General features: G+C 58.4%; 23 protein-coding genes. 11 read left to right on the plus strand and 12 right to left on the minus strand.

What is annotated here, in order from left to right:
* Positions 1-16: 16 nt before the first annotated feature.
* Positions 17-157 (minus strand): peptidase, encoded by a 141-nt coding sequence (locus SK54_RS22730; RefSeq protein ID WP_223230135.1) that lies wholly within the window; start codon positions 155-157, stop codon positions 17-19.
* On the opposite strand from SK54_RS22730, the gene nlpD reads away from it, so the two are divergent.
* On the plus strand, positions 90-1,163 hold the full coding sequence (nlpD, locus tag SK54_RS06810; RefSeq protein WP_225986322.1) for a murein hydrolase activator NlpD: 1,074 nt from the start codon (positions 90-92) through the stop codon (positions 1,161-1,163). The genes SK54_RS22730 and nlpD overlap by 68 nt on opposite strands.
* 59 nt (positions 1,164-1,222) lie before the next feature.
* Positions 1,223-2,215, plus strand: a complete 993-nt coding sequence (gene rpoS, locus SK54_RS06815) for an RNA polymerase sigma factor RpoS (RefSeq protein WP_013098493.1) — start codon at positions 1,223-1,225, stop codon at positions 2,213-2,215.
* Between the two features lie 50 nt (positions 2,216-2,265).
* On the opposite strand, the gene SK54_RS06820 is transcribed toward rpoS, so the two are convergent.
* Positions 2,266-2,643 carry a DUF4440 domain-containing protein gene (locus SK54_RS06820; RefSeq protein ID WP_015571707.1) on the minus strand — a complete coding sequence of 126 codons (378 nt, stop codon included), beginning with the start codon at positions 2,641-2,643 and terminating at the stop codon, positions 2,266-2,268.
* Complete coding sequence (locus SK54_RS06825; RefSeq protein WP_039269912.1) at positions 2,640-3,842, minus strand: MFS transporter; 1,203 nt, start codon at positions 3,840-3,842, stop codon at positions 2,640-2,642. The genes SK54_RS06820 and SK54_RS06825 overlap by 4 nt, the downstream gene beginning before the upstream one ends.
* A gap of 109 nt (positions 3,843-3,951) precedes the next feature.
* Between SK54_RS06825 and SK54_RS06830 the strand changes: the two genes are divergently transcribed.
* Complete coding sequence (locus SK54_RS06830; protein ID WP_039269915.1) at positions 3,952-4,839, plus strand: LysR family transcriptional regulator; 888 nt, start codon at positions 3,952-3,954, stop codon at positions 4,837-4,839.
* Here SK54_RS06830 and SK54_RS06835 read toward each other — a convergent pair.
* Entirely contained in the window at positions 4,836-5,243 is a 408-nt protein-coding gene (locus SK54_RS06835; RefSeq protein ID WP_015571704.1) for a MarR family winged helix-turn-helix transcriptional regulator, read from the minus strand. The genes SK54_RS06830 and SK54_RS06835 overlap by 4 nt on opposite strands.
* Positions 5,244-5,416: 173 nt before the next feature.
* Between SK54_RS06835 and SK54_RS06840 the strand changes: the two genes are divergently transcribed.
* The 3 genes from SK54_RS06840 to SK54_RS06850 are packed head-to-tail and all read left to right on the plus strand — an operon-like array spanning position 5,417 to position 7,668.
* On the plus strand, positions 5,417-6,019 hold the full coding sequence (locus SK54_RS06840) for a non-oxidative hydroxyarylic acid decarboxylases subunit B (protein ID WP_003862111.1): 603 nt from the start codon (positions 5,417-5,419) through the stop codon (positions 6,017-6,019).
* Positions 6,009-7,436 (plus strand): non-oxidative hydroxyarylic acid decarboxylases subunit C, encoded by a 1,428-nt coding sequence (locus SK54_RS06845; protein ID WP_015571702.1) that lies wholly within the window; start codon positions 6,009-6,011, stop codon positions 7,434-7,436. Before SK54_RS06840 ends, SK54_RS06845 begins: the two co-directional genes overlap by 11 nt.
* A gap of 10 nt (positions 7,437-7,446) precedes the next feature.
* Positions 7,447-7,668, plus strand: coding sequence for a non-oxidative hydroxyarylic acid decarboxylases subunit D (locus SK54_RS06850; protein WP_047745834.1), 222 nt, complete (start codon positions 7,447-7,449; stop codon positions 7,666-7,668).
* 140 nt (positions 7,669-7,808) lie between these two features.
* On the opposite strand, the gene mutS is transcribed toward SK54_RS06850, so the two are convergent.
* Positions 7,809-10,370, minus strand: a complete 2,562-nt coding sequence (mutS, locus tag SK54_RS06855; RefSeq protein ID WP_017692766.1) for a DNA mismatch repair protein MutS — start codon at positions 10,368-10,370, stop codon at positions 7,809-7,811.
* A gap of 113 nt (positions 10,371-10,483) precedes the next feature.
* Positions 10,484-10,714, minus strand: coding sequence for a SymE family type I addiction module toxin (locus SK54_RS06860; RefSeq protein WP_017692767.1), 231 nt, complete (start codon positions 10,712-10,714; stop codon positions 10,484-10,486).
* Between the two features lie 175 nt (positions 10,715-10,889).
* On the opposite strand from SK54_RS06860, the gene SK54_RS06865 reads away from it, so the two are divergent.
* On the plus strand, positions 10,890-11,234 hold the full coding sequence (locus SK54_RS06865; RefSeq protein ID WP_022649174.1) for a nitrous oxide-stimulated promoter family protein: 345 nt from the start codon (positions 10,890-10,892) through the stop codon (positions 11,232-11,234).
* A gap of 61 nt (positions 11,235-11,295) precedes the next feature.
* On the opposite strand, the gene flhA is transcribed toward SK54_RS06865, so the two are convergent.
* The 6 genes from flhA to hypA form a co-directional block, all read right to left on the minus strand.
* Positions 11,296-13,368: a formate hydrogenlyase transcriptional activator FlhA gene (gene flhA, locus SK54_RS06870; RefSeq protein WP_032669319.1), complete on the minus strand. Its 2,073-nt coding sequence runs from the start codon at positions 13,366-13,368 to the stop codon at positions 11,296-11,298.
* 62 nt (positions 13,369-13,430) lie between these two features.
* On the minus strand, positions 13,431-14,441 hold the full coding sequence (gene hypE / locus SK54_RS06875) for a hydrogenase expression/formation protein HypE (protein WP_047745830.1): 1,011 nt from the start codon (positions 14,439-14,441) through the stop codon (positions 13,431-13,433).
* On the minus strand, positions 14,438-15,559 hold the full coding sequence (gene hypD, locus SK54_RS06880) for a hydrogenase formation protein HypD (protein ID WP_032671927.1): 1,122 nt from the start codon (positions 15,557-15,559) through the stop codon (positions 14,438-14,440). Before hypD ends, hypE begins: the two co-directional genes overlap by 4 nt.
* Before the next feature lie 3 nt (positions 15,560-15,562).
* Positions 15,563-15,835, minus strand: coding sequence for a HypC/HybG/HupF family hydrogenase formation chaperone (locus SK54_RS06885; RefSeq protein WP_045141992.1), 273 nt, complete (start codon positions 15,833-15,835; stop codon positions 15,563-15,565).
* A complete protein-coding gene (hypB, locus tag SK54_RS06890; protein ID WP_032671926.1) occupies positions 15,826-16,689 on the minus strand; it encodes a hydrogenase nickel incorporation protein HypB in 864 nt (287 codons plus the stop codon). Before hypB ends, SK54_RS06885 begins: the two co-directional genes overlap by 10 nt.
* Before the next feature lie 3 nt (positions 16,690-16,692).
* Entirely contained in the window at positions 16,693-17,043 is a 351-nt protein-coding gene (gene hypA / locus SK54_RS06895) for a hydrogenase maturation nickel metallochaperone HypA (RefSeq protein WP_006811742.1), read from the minus strand.
* Between the two features lie 210 nt (positions 17,044-17,253).
* On the opposite strand from hypA, the gene hycA reads away from it, so the two are divergent.
* The 4 genes from hycA to SK54_RS06915 all read left to right on the plus strand — a co-directional run bounded on the left by hycA (position 17,254) and on the right by SK54_RS06915 (position 21,135).
* Positions 17,254-17,718, plus strand: coding sequence for a formate hydrogenlyase regulator HycA (gene hycA / locus SK54_RS06900; RefSeq protein ID WP_017382804.1), 465 nt, complete (start codon positions 17,254-17,256; stop codon positions 17,716-17,718).
* Positions 17,719-17,790: 72 nt separating this feature from the next.
* Positions 17,791-18,399, plus strand: coding sequence for a 4Fe-4S dicluster domain-containing protein (locus SK54_RS06905; protein ID WP_017382803.1), 609 nt, complete (start codon positions 17,791-17,793; stop codon positions 18,397-18,399).
* A complete protein-coding gene (gene hycC / locus SK54_RS06910; RefSeq protein WP_023304318.1) occupies positions 18,396-20,210 on the plus strand; it encodes a formate hydrogenlyase subunit 3 in 1,815 nt (604 codons plus the stop codon). Before SK54_RS06905 ends, hycC begins: the two co-directional genes overlap by 4 nt.
* A gap of 1 nt (position 20,211) precedes the next feature.
* Positions 20,212-21,135 carry a respiratory chain complex I subunit 1 family protein gene (locus SK54_RS06915; protein ID WP_017382801.1) on the plus strand — a complete coding sequence of 308 codons (924 nt, stop codon included), beginning with the start codon at positions 20,212-20,214 and terminating at the stop codon, positions 21,133-21,135.
* Positions 21,136-21,150: the final 15 nt, after the last annotated feature.

Below are 21,150 nucleotides of genomic sequence, written 5' to 3' on the forward strand. Positions count from 1 at the left end.
TTTAAGTCACTGGTAGTTAACACATTCCTGGGGGATAAATGAGCGCGGGAAGCCCAAAATTCACCATCAGCCGTGTTGCGGCATTATCACTGGTTTCGCTCTGGCTGGCAGGCTGTACAAGTTCTGACAATGCACCTGCGCCCGTCAGTTCCGTCAATGGAACCAGCGGCTCGGGTAACACGTCCAGCGGAATGTTGATTACCCCTCCGCCTAAAATGGGCACGTCCACGGCGCAGCAAACTCCGCAGATCCAGCCGGTTCAGCGTCCAGTTACGCAGCCTTCGCAGATTCAGCCAGTGGATCAGCCTGTTCAGACCGAAAATGGCCGCATAGTGTATAACCGTAAGTATGGGAACATTCCGAAAGGTAGCTATACCGGCGGCAGCACCTATACCGTGAAGCGCGGCGATACGCTGTTCTATATTGCCTGGATCACCGGGAACGATTTCCGCGATCTGGCACAGCGAAACAACGTCCAGGCCCCGTATGGTCTGGAAGTCGGGCAAACGCTTCAGGTTGGCAACGCGACGGGGACACCGCTTACGCCAGGCAACACCGTTTCAGCGGCCGACGTAACTGCGCAAAATAACAGCGTCACCCCTGCACAAAAAACCACCACGGTGGTTGCTTCACAACCTGTAATTACGTATTCTGAGGATTCAGGTGATCAGAGTGCTAACAAAATGTTGCCGAATAATAAAGGTACTGCGACTGTTGTCACAGCACCGACTACGGCACCTGTGGTTAGCTCTACTGTACCGACTGCAAGCAGTCAGAATGCCAGCTCGTCAATCACCACCTGGCGCTGGCCAACTGACGGCAAGATTATCGAGAACTTCGCTACCTCTGAGGGGGGCAACAAAGGGATCGATATCGCAGGCAGTAAAGGACAGGCAATCATCGCGACCGCAGACGGGCGCGTTGTCTATGCCGGTAACGCACTGCGCGGTTACGGTAATCTTATTATCATCAAACATAATGATGATTACCTGAGTGCCTACGCCCATAACGACAGTATGCTGGTCCGGGAACAACAAGAAGTTAAGGCGGGGCAAAAAATCGCTACCATGGGTAGCACCGGAACCAGTTCTACACGCTTGCATTTTGAAATTCGTTACAAGGGGAAATCCGTAAACCCGCTGCAATATTTACCGCAGCGATAAATTGATGGGACATGCCAGCCAGGGTGTCTCGTCCAGGGATCACGGGTAGGAGCCACCTTATGAGTCAGAATACGCTGAAAGTTCATGATTTAAATGAAGACGCGGAATTTGATGAGAACGGAGCAGAGGCTTTTGACGAAAAAGCCTTAGTAGAAGAGGAACCCAGTGATAACGATTTGGCTGAAGAAGAGCTGTTATCGCAGGGTGCCACACAGCGTGTGCTGGACGCGACTCAGCTTTACCTTGGGGAGATTGGTTACTCCCCACTGCTAACGGCCGAAGAAGAAGTCTATTTCGCACGTCGTGCTTTGCGTGGTGATGTTGCCTCGCGTCGTCGCATGATCGAAAGTAACCTGCGACTGGTCGTGAAAATTGCCCGCCGTTACGGCAATCGTGGTCTGGCTCTGCTGGATCTGATTGAAGAGGGCAACTTAGGTCTCATCCGCGCAGTTGAGAAGTTTGACCCGGAACGCGGGTTCCGTTTCTCAACCTACGCGACCTGGTGGATTCGTCAGACCATCGAACGGGCTATTATGAACCAGACCCGTACGATCCGACTGCCGATCCACATCGTCAAAGAGTTGAATGTTTATCTGCGTACCGCGCGCGAGTTGTCCCATAAACTGGACCACGAGCCAAGTGCGGAAGAGATTGCAGAGCAACTCGACAAACCGGTTGATGACGTAAGCCGTATGCTGCGTCTCAACGAGCGCATTACCTCGGTTGACACCCCGCTGGGTGGCGACTCCGAAAAAGCGCTGCTGGACATCCTGGCCGATGAAAAAGACAACGGCCCGGAAGACACCACGCAGGACGATGACATGAAACAGAGCATCGTCAAATGGTTGTTCGAACTGAACGCCAAACAGCGTGAAGTGCTGGCACGTCGTTTCGGTTTACTGGGGTATGAAGCTGCGACACTGGAAGACGTCGGTCGTGAGATTGGCCTGACCCGTGAACGTGTTCGTCAGATTCAGGTTGAAGGACTACGTCGCCTGCGTGAAATCCTGCAAGGGCAAGGTCTGAATATCGAAGCGCTGTTCCGCGAGTAAGCAACCATTCGTCAGAAAAGGCCCGTCGTGAGACGGGCCTTTTTTATGTCTTACGGCTGCGCCGTTTCGTGCAGCAAACGCCAGGTGATGTTATCCCCTTCCTGATTAAGCACTGCGGTTGACCAGCGCACGTTGACGGGCTGGCCTGGCCGGGTTTGCGTTTCCCGGTAATGGAGCACTGCGCCGTTGTCCCATGTCTGAAGCGTTGTTAACGCATCAATGTCGATCCTGAGCCCCGGTCGGGTTCCCCGCTGCGCATATAAAAATTGGGCAAGCGCGTGATGATCTAAAGGGTTGCCACTCGGTGGAACCATCAGAAAATCCGGACGGAAACGGGCGAGCAGGGCGTCCCGATCGCCTTCGCCTGCACCTAACCAGTTTTCAAGGGCGACGTGAATGTCGAGGATCTCTTGTTCGAAATGGGTCATGGTTGCTCCTGTTGCAGTTGCGCAAGTAACTGCGTGTTGTTAAGACGGTAGACGTACAGTACGGGCAGTAGGGTGATGACTGCGGCAAAAACAAACATCCCGTGCCAGGCGACCAGCGGCGCGAGATAATCCTGCATGAAGCTCAGCGCCTGCGCCAGCAGCAGAGCGCCCGCAAAAAAGCTCAACTGACGATTCAGATTCCATAGCGCGCTGGCATCGGGCATATCTTCCGGTCGCATCGTCAAAAACGCGCTGCTCTGAGCCGTACTGCTGCAAAGGCTTCCCCCCGCGCCCATCAGCGCAAACGCAACGGCAGGTAGCAGCATTGCCGGGCCGACGTTAACTAAAAGCAGAATGCCCGTCGCCTGCAAAAGGCAACCGATGACCACCAGCGGCCGGGGGCCGATACGGTTGAAATAGCGTCCTGTCGCGGTGATAGCCACAAACGAAGCCACAGACCACGGCAGCATAAGCATGCCCGTTGCGGCGGGCGTCATATTGGCCTCGCTCTGGAGGTAATACATGCCCGTTACGTTCACGCCGATAAAGATGCCGGGTACGCACACATAGATAAGCATGGATAAGCGCAACAGCGGATCCGTCAGCAAAGACAGGTTTACTGTCCTGGTGGTGTTTATCGGCGACGGTTCTGTTTTAAGCCACGCGCAGGCCAAAGCAAAGGTGACAATGGCGACGGGCAGGGTGGCAAAAAATATCCAGCGCCAGCTGAATGTCTGAACCAGCATACCGCCCACAGCCGGTGAGCACGCGGGGGCAAGCAGTGCGACCAGCATCACCGCCGAGGAGAGTCTGGCCCGCTCATGAGGCTTAAATTGTTGCCAGGTCAGCGCCTGACCAACCGGGATCAGTAACCCCCCTCCGGCGCCCTGTACGACTCGCCAGGCAATCAGACTTTCCAGCGAAGATGAGAGACCCGCCGCAACGGAGGCCGCGCTAAAGAGAAGCAGTGAGAGCAGGATAACGCGCTTCGGCCCGACGCGGCGCGTCAGGATACTGCTGAAAGGGATGACTAGCGTCAGCCCGGCAATGTATCCGTTACTTACCCAGGCAAGCGCGGAAGGTGTGGTATTGAAAGCACGAGCCATCGCCGGAAAGGCGATACTGGCAATAAACATGTTTATCAAATCAAGGAAAAAGCCGAGCAGAAAGACGACGGCGATTTTGCTGCGATACGTCATGGAAGTTCCTCCGGTGAGGTGGCGTATCGTATCGGCCCGCGCGTTACGGATAAACGCGACAAAGCACGATATACTGTCAACATTATTTTGACAGTTAACCAGGCAAGCGATGCTTAATTTACAGCGTACGGCGATGTTTATCGCCGTAGCGGACACCGGCAGTTTCACCGCCGCAGCGGAGGCGATGGGGCTGACAAAAGCGGTGGTCAGCTTTCATATTCGTCAGCTTGAAGAGGAGCTGGGCGTCACCCTGTTGCTGCGAACCACCCGACGCCTGACGCTTACCGAGGCGGGGAAGCTCTTTCATCAACGAAGCGTGATGCTGTTACGGGATGCAGAGCGATTGCAGGATGATGTTCGCGCCAACCACGCCGGGCTGACGGGAGAACTGCGGATCACCACCACGCCCGAATATGGCTCGCAGGTGGTGGTGCCTTTGCTGGCTGAATTTAGCCAGTTGCACCCGGACCTTCGCGTGCGGCATGTCTCGTCCTCTTTGCATGCCGATCTTATCGCCGAGCGCTTCGATGTCGCTATCCGGCTCGGCACGCTTGCAGATTCGCGCTACCACGCCGCGTTGATGACCTTCTTCACCATCCTGCCCGTGGCAACGCCAGGCTGGCTGGCAAACCATCCGGTTAACTCGCTGGAGCAGCTGGCGGAAGCGGACTGGATCATTCATGAGCGTTTAACGTCGCCGCTGCGCTGGCAGGTGAGAGGCGTTGATGGGCAGCCGGTTTCCTTTGAGATCAAGAAAGCGCCGCGCCTGTATGCAGACAGCGCCCAGGCGCTGATGGCTTTTACCCTCGCGGGATGTGGAGTGGCGCTGCTGCCGGAGTGGCTGGTGCGAAACGCACTGGATGCAGGGGAACTGGTCTCGCTGTTACCGGCGTACACGTTCGCTCAGCAGGGCATCTATGCCGTTTATCCTGATGCCCGGCATGTGCCCGCGAAAGTGCGAACATTTATTGATTTTATGCGCGTCAGGGTTACTTAATCCTGCATCATCTTTTTAATGAGCGCTGAAAATTGCTCTCGTTCCGCGCCGTTAAGGCGCCCTAAAAACGCCTCATCCACCTCATTTCCAATCGGTTTACTGCTCTCAAGCAGGGCCTCACCTTCGGCCGTCAGAAAGACAAACCGACGGCGCTTGTCCGCCGGATCGTGCTCGCGCCTGACCAGGCCGCGTGCTTCCATGCGGCTCAGCATTTCTGCCAGCGTCGCTTTGGTGCTCACCGCGACTTCAGTCAGGGCAACCTGCTCAATGCCAGGATTTTCAGCAATTGACCGCATCACCGCATACTGTGGCTTTGTCAGTTCGGGCAATGCGTGCTGCCACTGGGCGGTATGCTGTTGAAAAAGCTGACGTAGCAGGTGGAAAGCTTCTTGTCTTAACTCCATGGACACTCCGACGGAAAAATACTCCCTCTATGATAGCCGCTCTCGGGCTGAATTTTAACGCGAGAGTTTTTTAGCGATTAGTGTGATCGTATGCGAACAATCTTGTCAGCAGCAGGATCAAGGCGTAGTTTAATTAATATGTTCGTATACGAACAAACTAATTGAGGTGCTGAATGAGATTGATTGTGGGAATGACGGGCGCAACGGGTGCGCCATTAGGCGTGGCGTTGTTGCAGGCGCTGCGGGAAATGCCGGAGGTGGAAACGCATCTGGTGATGTCGAAGTGGGCAAAAACCACGATTGAGCTGGAAACGCCCTTCACTGCGCATGACGTTGCTGCCCTGGCGGATGTCGTCCATAGCCCGGCCGATCAGGCTGCCACCATCTCCTCCGGCTCGTTTCGCACCGACGGCATGATCGTCATCCCGTGCAGCATGAAAACGCTGGCGGGTATCCGCGCGGGCTACGCCGAAGGGCTGGTAGGGCGTGCGGCAGACGTGGTGCTGAAAGAGGGACGCAAGCTGGTGCTGGTTCCCCGTGAGACGCCGCTCAGCACCATCCATCTCGAGAACATGCTTGCCCTTTCCCGCATGGGCGTGGCGATGGTGCCGCCTATGCCTGCGTACTACAACCACCCGCAAACCGCCGATGACATTACCCAGCATATCGTGACCCGCGTTCTCGACCAGTTCGGTCTGGAGCATAAAAAAGCCCGACGCTGGGAAGGTTTGCAGGCAGCGAAACATTTTTCACAGGAGAATAAAGATGGCATTTGATGATTTGAGAAGCTTCTTGCAGGCGCTCGATGAGCAAGGGCAGCTGCTGAAAATTGAGGAAGAGGTAAACGCTGAGCCGGATTTAGCGGCGGCCGCCAACGCTACCGGGCGCATTGGCGATGGCGCGCCTGCGCTGTGGTTCGATAATATTCGCGGTTTCACCGATGCCCGTGTGGTGATGAACACTATCGGCTCGTGGCAAAACCACGCTATTTCGATGGGGCTGCCGGCGAATACCCCGGTGAAAAAACAGATCGACGAGTTTATTCGTCGCTGGGACAAATTTCCCGTCGCGCCAGAGCGTCGTGCAAACCCGGCCTGGGCGCAGAACACGGTGGACGGGGAAGACATTAACCTGTTCGACATTCTGCCGCTGTTCCGCCTGAACGACGGTGACGGGGGCTTTTATCTCGATAAAGCATGCGTTGTCTCCCGCGATCCGCTCGACCCCGATCACTTCGGCAAGCAGAACGTCGGGATCTATCGTATGGAAGTGAAGGGCAAGCGTAAGCTCGGCCTGCAACCGGTGCCGATGCACGATATTGCGTTGCATCTGCATAAGGCAGAAGAGCGCGGCGAAGACCTGCCAATTGCCATTACGCTGGGTAACGATCCGATCATCACCCTGATGGGCGCCACGCCGCTGAAATACGATCAATCCGAGTATGAGATGGCCGGCGCGCTACGCGAAAGCCCGTATCCGATTGCGACGGCTCCGCTGACCGGTTTCGATGTGCCGTGGGGGTCGGAAGTGATCCTCGAAGGGGTGATTGAAGGCCGGAAACGTGAAATTGAAGGGCCGTTCGGCGAGTTTACCGGGCACTACTCCGGCGGGCGCAACATGACGGTTGTGCGTATCGACAAAGTTTCTTACCGCACCAAACCGATTTTCGAATCTCTCTACCTGGGCATGCCGTGGACCGAAATTGATTATCTGATGGGGCCCGCCACCTGCGTACCGCTCTATCAGCAGCTGAAGGCGGAATTCCCGGAAGTGCAGGCGGTAAACGCCATGTACACCCACGGTCTGCTGGCGATTATCTCCACTAAAAAGCGTTACGGCGGTTTTGCCCGTGCGGTCGGGCTCCGCGCCATGACTACGCCACACGGTCTGGGTTACGTGAAGATGGTGATTATGGTGGATGAAGATGTCGATCCGTTTAACCTGCCGCAGGTGATGTGGGCGCTGTCATCGAAGGTCAATCCGGCAGGCGATCTGGTACAGCTACCGAATATGTCTGTGCTCGAGCTTGACCCCGGCTCCAGCCCGGCGGGGATCACTGACAAGCTGATCATTGATGCCACCACCCCTGTTGCCCCGGACAACCGTGGTCACTACAGCCAGCCGGTACAGGATCTCCCTGAAACCAAAGCCTGGGCCGAAAAACTGACCGCGATGCTGGCGGCACGTCAATAAGGAGGAAAAAATGATTTGTCCACGTTGTGCCGATGAACATATTGAAGTGATGGCAACATCACCGGTGAAAGGTGTCTGGACGGTATACCAGTGTCAGCACTGTCTGTATACCTGGCGCGATACCGAACCGCTGCGCCGTACCAGCCGCGAGCATTACCCGGAAGCGTTCCGCATGACGCAGAAGGATATTGATAAGGCGCCGCAGGTGCCGACGATCCCGCCGCTGCTGTAAAAAAAGCCCGGTGGCGGCTGCGCTTACCGGGCGATAATATTGTGCGGTCCTTTGCCCGGTGGCGCTACGCTTACCGGGCCTACGGGTTTTGTAGGCCGGGTAAGGCGAAGCCGCCACCCGGCAAAAAAGACCGCAGAGAACTAAACCAGACTCTTCAACCGATAAATCCACTCCAGCGCCTGTCGCGGCGTCAGGGAATCCGGGTCGAGATTTTCCAGCGCTTCCACGGCCGGAGAGGTCTCTTCCGGGACCGCCAGCAGTGACATCTGCGTACCATCTATCTGCGTCGCCGCCGCATTCGGTGACAAACTTTCCAGCTCACGCAGTTTCTGACGCGCGCGCTTGATCACCTCTTTCGGCACGCCCGCCAGCGCCGCGACGGCCAGGCCATAACTCTTGCTTGCCGCGCCGTCCTGCACCGTGTGCATAAAGGCGATGGTGTCGCCGTGCTCAAGCGCATCAAGGTGGACGTTAGCCACGCCTTCCATTTTCTCTGGCAGCTGTGTCAGTTCGAAATAGTGCGTTGCGAACAGCGTCAGCGCCTTGATTTTATTTGCCAGACTTTCCGCGCACGCCCAGGCCAGGGACAGGCCGTCATAGGTGGAGGTACCGCGTCCTACTTCGTCCATCAACACCAGACTGTTCTCTGTCGCGTTATGCAGAATGTTGGCGGTTTCGGTCATCTCGACCATAAAGGTAGAGCGACCGCTCGCCAGATCGTCCGCCGCACCCACACGGGTGAAGATACGGTCGATAGGGCCAATCTCAACCTTCTGCGCCGGAACGTAGCTGCCGATGTAGGCGAGCAGCGCGATAAGGGCTGTCTGGCGCATATAGGTGCTTTTACCGCCCATGTTGGGGCCGGTAATGATCAGCATTCTTCGCTGCGGTGACAGGTTCAACGGGTTGGCAATAAACGGTTCGTTCAGCACCTGCTCAACCACCGGGTGGCGGCCTTCGGTAATGCGAATGCCGGGTTTGTCAGTAAAGGTCGGACAGGTGTAATTCAGCGTATCGGCGCGCTCGGCCAGGTTTACCAGGACATCCAGCTCGGCCAGCGCAGCGGCGCTCAGTTGCAGGTCAGCCAGGTGCGGCATCAGGATGTCGAACAGCTCGTCATACAGCTGTTTCTCCAGCGCCAGCGCTTTACCTTTCGACGTGAGCACTTTGTCTTCGTACTCTTTCAGCTCGGGAATAATGTAGCGCTCGGCATTTTTCAGCGTCTGGCGGCGAACGTAGTGAATAGGTGCCAGGTGGCTCTGCCCACGGCTGATCTGGATATAGTAACCGTGTACCGCGTTGTAGCCGACTTTCAGGGTGTCGAGCCCCAGACGTTCACGCTCGCGGATTTCCAGCTTATCCAGATAATCCGTCGCGCCATCGGCCAGCGCACGCCATTCGTCCAGCTCTTCGTTGTAACCCGGAGCAATAACCCCGCCATCCCGCACCAGAACAGGCGGCGCATCAATGATGGCGCGTTCCAGCAGTTCGCGAAGCTCGGTAAATTCGCCCATGGTTTCGCGCAGCTTCTGCACTGGCGCGCTGTCGATCTCTCCCAACTGAGCACGCAGTTCCGGCAACTGCTGGAACGCGTGACGCATACGGGCAAGATCGCGTGGACGCGCGGTGCGCAGTGCCAGGCGCGCCAGGATACGCTCAAGATCACCCACCTGACGCAGCACCGGCTGCAAGTCGGTGTAACGATCCTGCAATGCGGCAATGGTTTGCTGGCGGCCGATCAGCGTGTCGGTATTGCGGATCGGCATATGCAGCCAGCGTTTGAGCATACGGCTGCCCATGGGGGTAACCGTGCTGTCGAGAACCGACGCCAGCGTATTTTCCATGCCGCCAGCGAGGTTCTGAGTGATCTCCAGGTTGCGGCGCGTGGCGGCATCCATGATGATGCTGTCCTGCTGACGCTCCATGGTAATGGAACGGATATGGGGCAGGGCGGTACGCTGCGTATCCTTAACGTACTGCAACAGGCAGCCTGCGGCACACAGCCCGCGCGGGGCGTTTTCTACGCCAAAGCCAATCAAATCTCGCGTGCCAAATTGCAGGTTCAGCTGCTGGCGCGCGGTATCAATTTCGAACTCCCACAGTGGGCGACGACGCAGGCCGCGGCGACCTTCAATCAGCGCCGTCTCGGCGAAATCCTCTGCATAAAGCAGTTCTGCCGGATTGGTGCGCTGTAGTTCAGCCGCCATGGTTTCACGGTCAGCCGGTTCACTCAGGCGAAAACGACCGGAGCTGATATCCAGCGTGGCGTAGCCAAACCCTTTACCGTCCTGCCAGATCGCCGCCAGCAGGTTATCCTGGCGCTCCTGAAGCAGGGCCTCATCGCTGATGGTTCCCGGCGTCACGATGCGTACGACCTTGCGCTCAACGGGGCCTTTCGACGTGGCCGGGTCGCCAATTTGTTCGCAGATAGCGACAGACTCACCCTGGTTCACCAGCTTCGCCAGATAGTTTTCAACCGCGTGATGCGGGATACCTGCCATCGGGATGGGCTCGCCTGCTGACGCGCCACGTTTCGTCAGGGAAATGTCGAGCAGCTGAGACGCACGTTTCGCATCGTCATAAAAAAGCTCGTAAAAATCGCCCATACGGTAAAACAGCAAAATTTCCGGATGCTGTGCCTTCAGCTTCAGGTACTGCTGCATCATTGGCGTATGCGCGTCGAAATTGTCGATTGTGCTCATGGAGTTATGATATCCATTTCTTTGAAAATATTACGCTTTGAGCGGCTCAATGGCCGATTGTTCCTTCTATTGTCGCATGAAAAAAAGGTGCGGCGCAGAAAAAAGTCACGACTTTACGAGGCATCTTCCACCATTAATTCAATAATGATTTTCCCGTGCTCGACGCCCACCCGAACCTGCGAGTTGGTGGTAAATCCCGCTTGCTCAAGCCAGTCGCCTTTCAGGCTCAGCGCTGCGTGTACGCTGTAGCGTTTTGGAATTTTCGTTTTACGGTCTTCATGACGTTTTCTGAAGTAACCCACTTTCAAGTGACGATAGGGTTTGGCGATCGCGATCTCTTGCATAAGCGCTCCGGTGAATGCGGTCAAAGGTGGTTATTTATGCCTGTATAAAATACCAGTAAAACGCAGCGGGGGGCGGGGTAATTCTGGAAGGGCGCTTCAGAAAATGGAATGCAATGACTGAAAATGTGCGGATAAAAGGGTATTATAAATGCACTTTATTGTTGAGGATGACGTTATGTCCGGTAAACGTATTTCACGAGAAAAAAAGACGATCGCCAGAATGATCGCCCTGTACGAAAACAGGTGTCCGCACGCCATAAAAGAAGAGGGGCACTATTCGGCGCTCAAGGCTTATGCCGATAAGCGGCTGGATAAATGCGTGTTTGGTGAGGAAAAACCTGCCTGCAAACAGTGCCCTGTGCACTGTTATCAGCCCGCCCGACGGGAAGAGATGAAGCAGGTGATGCGCTGGGCAGGGCCACGTATGTTATGGCGCCATCCGATTCTGACCATCCGTCATCTGATCGACGATCGCCGTCCGGTTCCGGAATTACCCGAAAAGTATCGGCCCAAAAAATAACCGGCTCCGCGCCGCAGTGGGCGACAAATTACGCGCAGGGCGACGTCGCCGGAATGACGGGTTAATTCAGACTCTCTTTATCGATTCCCAGACGCTTCATGCGCGAGAGCAGGGTGGTACGCTTCAGCCCCAGCCGTTGCGCCGCACCTTTCGGTCCGGCTACCACGCCGTTGGTCTCCTTCAGCACTCGCATAATGAGCTGATATTCATCTTCTCCCTCTTTCGCAAGCTCGGTTGCGGTCACGGTCGTTTCAGAGAGAGTAACCTCTGGCAGGGAGAGCTGGAGCACGTTCCCGCGGGTCAGCAGGACCGCGCGTTCAATGACGTTTTCCAGCTCGCGCACGTTCCCCGGCCACTCCATCGCCGAGAGTGTGCGTAGCGTTTCGGCAGGAATACTGTCGATATTTCGCCCCATCCGGCGGGCAATCTTCGCGGTAAAGGCTTTCACCAGCAGCGGAATATCTTCCGGGCGCTCGCGCAGCGGCGGCAGGCAGATCGGGAAGACGTTCAGGCGATAGTAAAGATCGCTGCGAAACTCGCGGTCGGCGACCATTTTTTTCAGATCGCGATTGGTGGCGGCAATCAGACGCACGTCGGTCTGGATCAGCTTGTTGCTGCCGAGGCGCTCGAACTCCTGCTCCTGCAAAACGCGCAGCAGCTTGGGCTGAAGCTCCAGCGGCATATCGCCCACTTCGTCGAGGAACAACGAGCTTTTATCCGCCAGTTCAAAACGGCCCAGCCGCTGGCTGCTGGCGCCGGTAAAGGCGCCGCGCTCGTGGCCGAACAGGTCGCTTTCCAGTAAGCCCGCAGGCATCGCCGCGCAGTTCATCTTCACCATCCGGCGGCTATTGCGGTTGCTCAGGTTGTGGATCGCCCGGGCAATCAGCTCTTTCCCGGTACCGGTTTCACCGAGGATCAGCACCGTGCTGTCGCTCTGCGCCACCATTTCCACCTGCTTAAGGACGCTGTACATGGCATCGCTGCGTCCGATGATTTCGCCAAACTCGCTGTCCACGTTGTTGAGCTGCTCGGTCAGCGCCAGGTTTTCGTCCACCAGCCGCTCCTTCAGGCGATGGATCTCCTGATAGGCGAGGGCGTTATCCAGCGCAATGGAGATACGCTCGGCGATCTGGCGCAGCAGCTTCAGGTTGGCGGTGGTAAATACGGCTTCATCGCACTGCGCCAGTTTAAGCACGCCGAGCATGGTGTTGCCGGACATCAGCGGCAGCAGGCACAGGGTCTGGATCTTGTTGCCCCAGGTGTTGAACAACATCCGCTCGTAGGGGGCTACCGGATCCTGTTCATTGAGATTGAGCAGCAGGATCTCTTTGCTTTTAAATACCCGCTCGGACAGCGTTCCCGCTTCGTCCACTTCGCTCTGCTCGTGCGCCGGGTTGGCTTCATCAAGGTAGTGGGTGGAGTAGATGTTCAGCTTGCCTTTCCGGTTGCCGCGTAGCGCAATGCTGATGGCATCGATTTTAAAATAGTGATGGATCTCTTTTGACACTTCGCTGACCAGCTCATCCATGTCCAGGCGGGAGAGCACGGCGTTGGTGATGGCAACCAGAATGCGGAAGTTATCGCGCTCGCGGCTCAGCAGGTCGTAGTCCACGTTATTGGTGACGCGGCTTTGGATCTGCTCCGCGACAACGGCCACAATCTGGGTAAAGGTGTGCAGGCGTTCGTACTCCGCCTCGCTCCAGGGCTGGTCGGTATCGCGGATAAACTCGCAGCCGCCAAAAATTTGCCCTTCCACCGCCAGCGGCAGCATGCTGTAGTGGCCGAACGGGTGGTAAAGATTGCTCTCTGCCAGCTTCGGCCAGGCCTGGCGAAACTGGTCAAAATTGCAGTGCAGCGCTTCCGGGCGGGAGAGGATACGCCGCACCGGGCCGTGGGCCAGAAACGTTTCATCTTCATATTCGAAGATTTTGCCGTTATCACGCGTTGAGAAATAGCTCGCGCGGTGGGTTGCGCTATGCCAGAGCACAATGGCGGCGCTGTCCGCCAGCGCTGATTGCCTGACCAGCCGCGTCAGGGCATCGCTCAGCGCGCCGAGATCGGGCTGTTGTAAAAGTGTGCGCGTGATGTCAAACAGGCCCTGCTGTCCAAGATCGCTCATCGGTGTATACGGCATTGTTGCTTTCCAATAGAAACTGGCAAAAAGAGAAATTCAGCGCTGACCGCTTTTGGCGCGGTCTAGCAAATTCGGGGTAACGGTTCAGCGTGCGGCAGATCCAGCGTGCGCTTCACGCCGTAAAGCCCGGTCAGGCGCACCCCTTTGCGCTCAACCACGTCGCCGATGATGGCCGCGTCTTTCCCTAAAGGATGCGCGCGCAGCTGTGCAAGTACGGCTTCCGCCGCCGCGCGTTCCACGCCGATCACCAGCTTGCCCTCGTTGGCAAAGTTAAGCGGGTCTAGCCCTAATAGCTCGCACAGCCCACGTACGGCGGGCTTAACGGGCAGGCCGCGCTCGGTCAGCTCCATTCCGCAGCCGCAGCTTGCCGCGAACTCGTGCACGACGGCATTCACGCCGCCCCGTGTGGCGTCGCGCAGGGCTTTTACGCCCGGCATGTCGCGCAGCGTCTGGATCAGCGGCGTGAGTACCGCACAGTCACTGCGAAGTTCCCCGCCCAGCCCCAGGCCTTCGCGCAGGTTCAGGATGGTTGCCCCGTGGCAGCCCAGCGTGCCGCTGACAATCAGCACGTCGCCTGCGCAAAGCTGCTGCGCGCCCCAGTGAATGTCGGCGGGGATCGCCCCCATCCCGGCGGTGTTGATGAAGAGCTTATCCGCCGCGCCGCGCTGCACCACCTTGGTATCCCCGGTGACGATGGCGATCCCCGCCTCGCGGGCGGTGTGCGCCATGCTGTTGACTACCGCCGTGAGCGTCTCCATCGGTAACCCTTCTTCGAGGATAAACCCGCAGGAGAGGTAGCGGGGGATCGCGCCGCTGACGGCGACGTCGTTTGCCGTGCCGCAGACGGCGAGCTTGCCGATATCGCCGCCCGGGAAGAACAGCGGGTCAATCACGTAGCTGTCGGTAGAGAACGCCAGCCTGTCACCGTGGGCGGTCAGGGCCGCGAGGTCAATACGCGCCTGATCTTCCTGCTCGGCGAGCCAGGGGTTATTAAAGGCGTCCATGAACAGCCGGTTAATCAACTGCTGCATCGCCTGTCCACCGCTTCCGTGCGCCATTTCCACCGTGTTCATGCTTCACACTCCTGGTTGCGATAGTGATACCACGCGGCGCATGCCCCTTCGGAAGAGACCATCAGCGCGCCAAACGCGGTTTGCGGGTTACAGGCGTTGCCAAATAACGGGCAGTGATGAGGTTTGCATTTGCCGGTGAGTACGTCGCCACAGCGGGCGCGGGGATCGTCGCACACCTGCTGCGGTTGCGGGCGGAAATGCGCTTCGGCGTCGAAGGCGCGATACGTGGGCGTCAGGTGCACGCCGGATTCGGCAATCAGCCCCAGTCCGCGCCACTCGCTGTCGCCTTCGACGCTAAACACGTCGGCTATGGCCTGCTGTGCCCGTCTGTTACCTGCATCGGGCACCACGCGACGATACTGATTTTCCACCGCACTCAGGGCCGCTATTTTCTGCTCAACCAGCATGGTCACGCCTTGCAGTAGATCAAGTGGCTCGAAACCAGCCACCACTAACGGACGATTGTACTGTTCAGCGATAAAACCGTAGGCTTCTGTGCCGATCACCATGCTGACGTGGCCCGGCGCCAGAAACGCGTCGATACCGTTATCCGGCGCTTCAAGCAGGCTGCGCAGCGTGGGAATAAGCGTGATGTGCTGGCAGAAAAAGTAAAAGTTTGTGACGTTGCGGGCTTTCGCCTGCTGGAGGGTAATGGCGGTGGCGGGCATGGTGGTTTCAAAACCCAGCCCGAAAAAGACGACCTTACGCTCAGGATTAGCCATCGCCAGCGTCAGGGCATCCATCGGTGAGTAGACGATCCGCACGTCCGCGCCGCGCGCCTTCGCCTGGAGCAGCGAGCCATTTTTTCCCGGAACACGCATGGCGTCGCCAAAGGTGCAAAAAATCACACCGGGGCGGCTGGCGATGTCGATACAGCTGTCGATGCGCCCCATCGGCAGCACGCACACCGGGCAGCCGGGGCCGTGGATAAACTCGATGTTCTCCGGCAGCAGCTGGTCGAGGCCAAATTTAAAGATGGCGTGGGTGTGTCCGCCGCACACCTCCATGATCCGCAGCGGTTTTTCTTTCGTGTAGTCCAGCAGCGAGGCGCGGGTTTTCAGGCGATCGATAAGCTGCAACACCTGCTCCGGCGCGCGATATTCATCAACGTAACGCATGTGTTATCGCTCCTCACCATACAGCAGGGCGCCCACGTCCGGCTCGACGTCAAACATATTCTGTAGCGCATCCAGCGTGTCGCGGGCTTCTTCCTCATTAATCACGCTCATGGCAAAACCCACGTGGACCAGCACCCACTGGCCTAGACGCGTTGCGCCGGTCTCATCGTGGCTGCCTACCAGCGTCAGGTCGACATCGCGCAGGATGCCGCAGACTTCCACTTTGGCCTGATTGCCGTCGATGGAATGAATTTGTCCGGGGACGCCTATGCACATCGTTCGTTCTCCAGCCAGTTCAGCCAGGCGTCCATCCCGTCGCCGCGCGTGGCGGAAACCAGCAGGATCTCAATGTCCGGGTTCACTTCCCGGGCGTAAGCCAGGCACTTATCCACGTCGAAATTCAGGTACGGCAGCAGGTCGACCTTGTTCAGCAGCATGAGGGAGGCGGCGGCAAACATATGCGGATATTTCAGCGGCTTGTCTTCCCCTTCGGTCACGGAGAGCACCGCCACTTTATGCCGCTCGCCGAGGTCGAAGCTTGCCGGGCAGACCAGGTTGCCGACGTTTTCAATAAACAGGATACCGTTATCCGCCAGCGGCAGGCGCGGGGCGGCGTCGGCAATCATCTGCGCGTCCAGGTGGCACCCTTTCCCGGTGTTGACCTGAATCGCAGGCGTACCGGTTTCGCGGATGCGCGCGGCGTCGTTTACCGTTTGCTGGTCGCCTTCGATTACGGCGCAGGAGACGTGTTCGTTCAGACGTTTAAGGGTTTCGGTCAGCAGCGTGGTTTTACCGGAGCCGGGGCTGGAGACCAGGTTCAGCACCAGCTGTTCGCGCGCGGCAAAGCGGGCGCGATTGCGGGCGGCGAGCTGGTTATTCTTGTCCAGCACGTTGATCTCCACCTCCAGCATCTGGCGCTGGCTGATGCCCGGCGCGTGCGTACCCGCTTCGCCATGGCCGTAATGGAGGTCGCCCGCGTCGGAACGCTGCGGGGCAAAGGTGATGCCGGTCAGTGCCGCCGCGGGACGCGGGGCAGGGGAAAAGGGCGCGGAGCGAAACGCGGAGTGGGGACGGTGTTCATCCCCTTCTATATACAGGTTGCCTTCAGCGCAACCGCAGGTACTACACATACATTACTCCTTCTCGATTTCGAGGCGTTGGATCTGCATACCGTCATCCGCCACGATGCGCAGCCCGCTGCTCTGGCACTGCGGACAGCGCTGCACCTTCGATGACAGCAGCGTGACGTACTCCTGACACTGCTCGCACCAGCACTCTGCCTGCTGCTCTTCAATATGCAGCTCGCAGCCTTCCGCCAGCGTGCCGCGGCATACCAGCTCAAAACAGAAGGTGAGGGCGCTGGTCTCGACGCAGGAAAACGCCCCGACCTTCAGCCAGACGCCGGTGACGCGTTTCGCGTGGTTTTGCACTGCCTGCTGTTCGATAAGTTCCAGTGCCCGCTGGCAGAGGGTAATTTCGTGCATGACGCCTCCTTAATGAATTGCCCCTTCAATGCAATAACGGTGCCAGCTTGATTTGCGTTATGGCGTGACGATGTCAACGCTGTCGAAATGACACGTCGACACCGCGGCGATGACAGTGCGCTTCTCTTTAAAATCCATTTAAATCAATAAATTAAAAACTGGCACGAAATCTGCTTAACAGCCGCTAACTCCATTAACCGGATACCTTTTATGACTATTTGGGAAATTAGCGAAAAAGCGGATTACATCGCGCAACGTCATCAGCAGCTCCAGGAGCAATGGCACCTGTACTGCAATTCACTGATCCAGGGGATTACGCTGTCGAAGGCCCATCTGCATCACGCCATGAGCTGTGCGGCGCAGGGGGATATGCGTTTTGTCCTGTTCGGTCACTTTACGATTTACGTCACCCTGGCGGAGACCTTCAACAGCCACACGATTGAGTACTACGTCGAGACGAAAGAGGGCGACAGGCACTGCATCGCCCGGGCGCAGCTGATGGCGGACGGCATGGTGGACGGTCATGTCAGCAACCGCGATCGCCAGCAGGTGCTGGAGCACTATCTGGAGAAAATCGCGCCGGTTTATAACGGCCTCTACGCCGCCGTTGAGCACGATCGGCCAGTCAACCTGAAACAGCTGATCGACGGAAAATCCTCCGCGAACGTGGCCTGAAAAGCGAGTGTCGAGAAGTGTCGATAAGACAGTTTTTTTCGTCAAAAATGACTATCACCAGAGGATGACCCGGTGAACCGTTTTGTAATTGCTGACTCGACGGTCTGTATTGGCTGTCGGACCTGTGAGGCGGCGTGCTCGGAAACGCACCGCCTGCACGGGCTACAGTCCATGCCGCGCCTGCGCGTCATGCGTAATGAGAAAGAGTCTGCCCCGCAGCTCTGTCACCACTGTGAAGACGCTCCGTGCGCGGGCGTCTGTCCTGTCAATGCCATCACCCGCGTTGACGGCGCGGTACAGCTGAACGAAAGCCTGTGCGTGAGCTGCAAGCTGTGCGGCATCGCCTGTCCGTTCGGCGCCATTGAGTTTTCAGGCAGCCGCCCGCTGCATATTCCGGCGAATGCTAATACTGCGAAAGCGCCGCCTGCGCCACCGGCTCCGGCACGCGTGAGTACGCTGCTGGACTGGGTGCCGGGCATTCGCGCCGTTGCGGTGAAGTGCGATCTGTGCAGCTTCGATGAGCAGGGTCCGGCCTGCGTGCGGACCTGCCCGACCCGGGCGCTGGTCCTGGTCAACATCCGCGACATCGCTCGCACCAGCAAACGCAAGCGCGAGCTGACCATCAATACCGACGTTGGCGATCTTTCGCTGCTGCGGGCGCTTAACGAGGGGGCGAAATGAACGCGATAGTTATGATGACCAGCGGTGTGGCCTGGTTTGCCGCCGCCGCTGTCCTGGCGCTGCTTCTCTCCTTCCATAAAACGCTGAGCGGGGTGATCGCCGGTATCGGCGGGGCGGTCGGCAGCCTGATGACGCTGGCGGCGGGCGGGGTTGTCCTGATCGACGGCCAGTCTGTTGACACCCTCATCCCGCTGATTCACCACGCCGTTGAGCTTACGCCGCTGAACGCCATCTGGCTGATAACCTTTGGCCTGTGCGGGCTGTTTATCAGCCTGTTTAATATCGACTGGCACCGACATCAGCACACCAAAGCCAACGGCCTGCTGGTTAACCTGTTGATGGCCGCCGCGGTCTGTACCGTTATCGCCAGCAACCTCGGCGCGCTGGTGGTGATGGCAGAAATCATGGCCCTGTGCGGCGTGTTCCTGACCGGATGCAGCGCCTCCGGCAAGCTGTGGTTTGCGCTCGGACGTCTCGGCACGCTGCTGCTGGCGCTGGCCTGCTGGCTGGTGTGGCAGCGTTTCGGCACGCTGGATTTTGCCATGCTTAACGGCCAGCCGCTGGGCAACGACGTCTGGACGTTGGGCGTAGTTGGTTTTGGCCTGCTGGCCGGGATAATCCCGCTGCACGGCTGGGTGCCGCAGGCGCATGCCAATGCCTCAGCCCCGGCCGCTGCGCTGTTCTCCACCGTGGTGATGAAGGTCGGTCTGTTCGGCATCCTGATGATAACCCTGACGGGCGGTCAGCCGCCGCTGTGGTGGGGCGTGGCGCTGCTGATTGCAGGGATGATCACCGCGTTCGTCGGCGGGCTGTACGCGCTGATGGAGCACAACATCCAGCGTCTGCTGGCGTACCACACCCTGGAGAACATCGGGATTATCCTGCTCGGCATGGGCGCGGGCGTCACCGGGCTGGCGCTCAACCAGCCGGCGCTGATTGCCGCCGGGTTTATTGGCGGTCTGTATCACCTTATCAACCACAGTCTGTTTAAAAGCACCCTGTTCCTCGGTGCGGGCAGCGTCTGGTTCCGCACCGGGCACCGCGATATTGAAAAGCTCGGCGGGATTGGCAAAAAAATGCCCGTCATTTCGCTGGCGATGCTGGTCGGGCTGATGGCGATGGCTGCGCTGCCGCCGCTGAACGGCTTTGCCGGCGAGTGGGTGATTTATCAGTCCTTCTTCGCCCTCGGCCAGAGCGAGGCGTTTATCGGGCGTTTACTCGGCCCGCTGCTGGCGGTGGGCCTGGCGATCACCGGCGCGCTGGCGGTGATGTGTATGGCGAAGGTTTACGGAGTCACCTTCCTGGGCGCACCGCGTACGCGTGAGGCTGAGAACGCCTGCTGCGCACCGCTACTGATGGGCGTAAGCGTGGTCGCACTGGCGCTGTGCTGCATCGCGGGCGGCGTCGCCGCGCCGTGGCTGCTGCCGCTGCTGGGCCACGCCATTCCGCTGCCGCTGGTCACGGCGCATACCGTCGTTTCCCAGCCGATGATGGCGCTGCTGCTGATTGCCGCGCCGCTCCTGCCGTTCGTGCTGATGCTGTTCTTCAGACGCGACCGTCTCGCCTCCCGCTCGCGCGGCGCGGCGTGGGCCTGCGGCTACGAACATGAGCAGTCGATGGTCATCACCGCCCACGGTTTCGCTATGCCGGTGAAGGAGAACTTCGCCGCCGTGCTGAAGCTGCGCCACTGGCTGAACCCGGTGGGCTGGGTGCCGGGCTGGCAGGGTGCCGCCGTGCCCGTGCTGTTCCGCCGCCTGGCGCTGATCGAGCTGGCGGTGCTGGTGGTGATTGTCATTTCACGAGGAGCCTGACATGAGTCTGTTACTGGCAATTCTTCAGGCGCTGGTGCTGTTCGCCGCCGCGCCGCTGCTGTCGGGCATCACGCGCGTGGCGCGCGCCCGGCTGCACAACCGTCGCGGACCTGGCGTGCTCCAGGAGTACCGCGATCTCTTCAAACTGCTTTCCCGTCAGAGCGTCGCGCCGGACGCCGCAGGCTGGGTGTTCCGCCTGACGCCGTTTGTGATGGTGGGCGTGATGCTGACCATCGCCACCGCGCTGCCGGTGGTGACGGTGGGCTCGCCGCTGCCGGTGCTGGGCGATCTGATTACGCTGATCTACCTCTTCGCCATCGCGCGTTTCTTCTTTGCGATTGCGGGTCTGGATACCGGCAGCCCGTTTACGGGTATCGGCGCCAGCCGCGAGGCGATGCTCGGCGTGCTGGTTGAGCCAATTCTGCTGCTGGGGCTGTGGGTCGCCGCGCAGGTTGCAGGCTCGACCCATATCAGTTTTATCACCGACACCGTTTACCACTGGCCGGTTTCACGTTCTCTCCCGCTGGTGCTGGCGCTCTGCGCCTGCGCGTTCGCCACCTTTATCGAGATGGGCAAGTTGCCGTTCGATCTCGCGGAAGCGGAGCAGGAATTACAGGAGGGGCCGCTCACCGAATACAGCGGCTACGGCTTTGCGGTGCTGAAGTGGGGCATCAGCCTCAAGCAGCTGGTGGTGTTGCAGATGTTCGTCGGCGTTTTCTTCCCGTGGGGGCAGATGACGCACTTCTCTGCGGGCGGCCTGCTGCTGGCCGTGGTGGTGGCTGTGCTCAAGCTGCTTATCGGCGTGCTGGTGATTGCCCTGTTTGAAAACAGCATGGCGCGCCTGCGTTTTGTCGAAACGTCACGCATCACCTGGGCCGGTTTTGGTTTTGCATTTTTAGCGTTCGTCTCCTTGCTGGTGGCGTGATTAAAGAGAGTGTTT

Source organism: Enterobacter sp. MGH120 (assembly GCF_001037725.1).
Lineage (GTDB): Bacteria > Pseudomonadota > Gammaproteobacteria > Enterobacterales > Enterobacteriaceae > Enterobacter > Enterobacter hormaechei_C.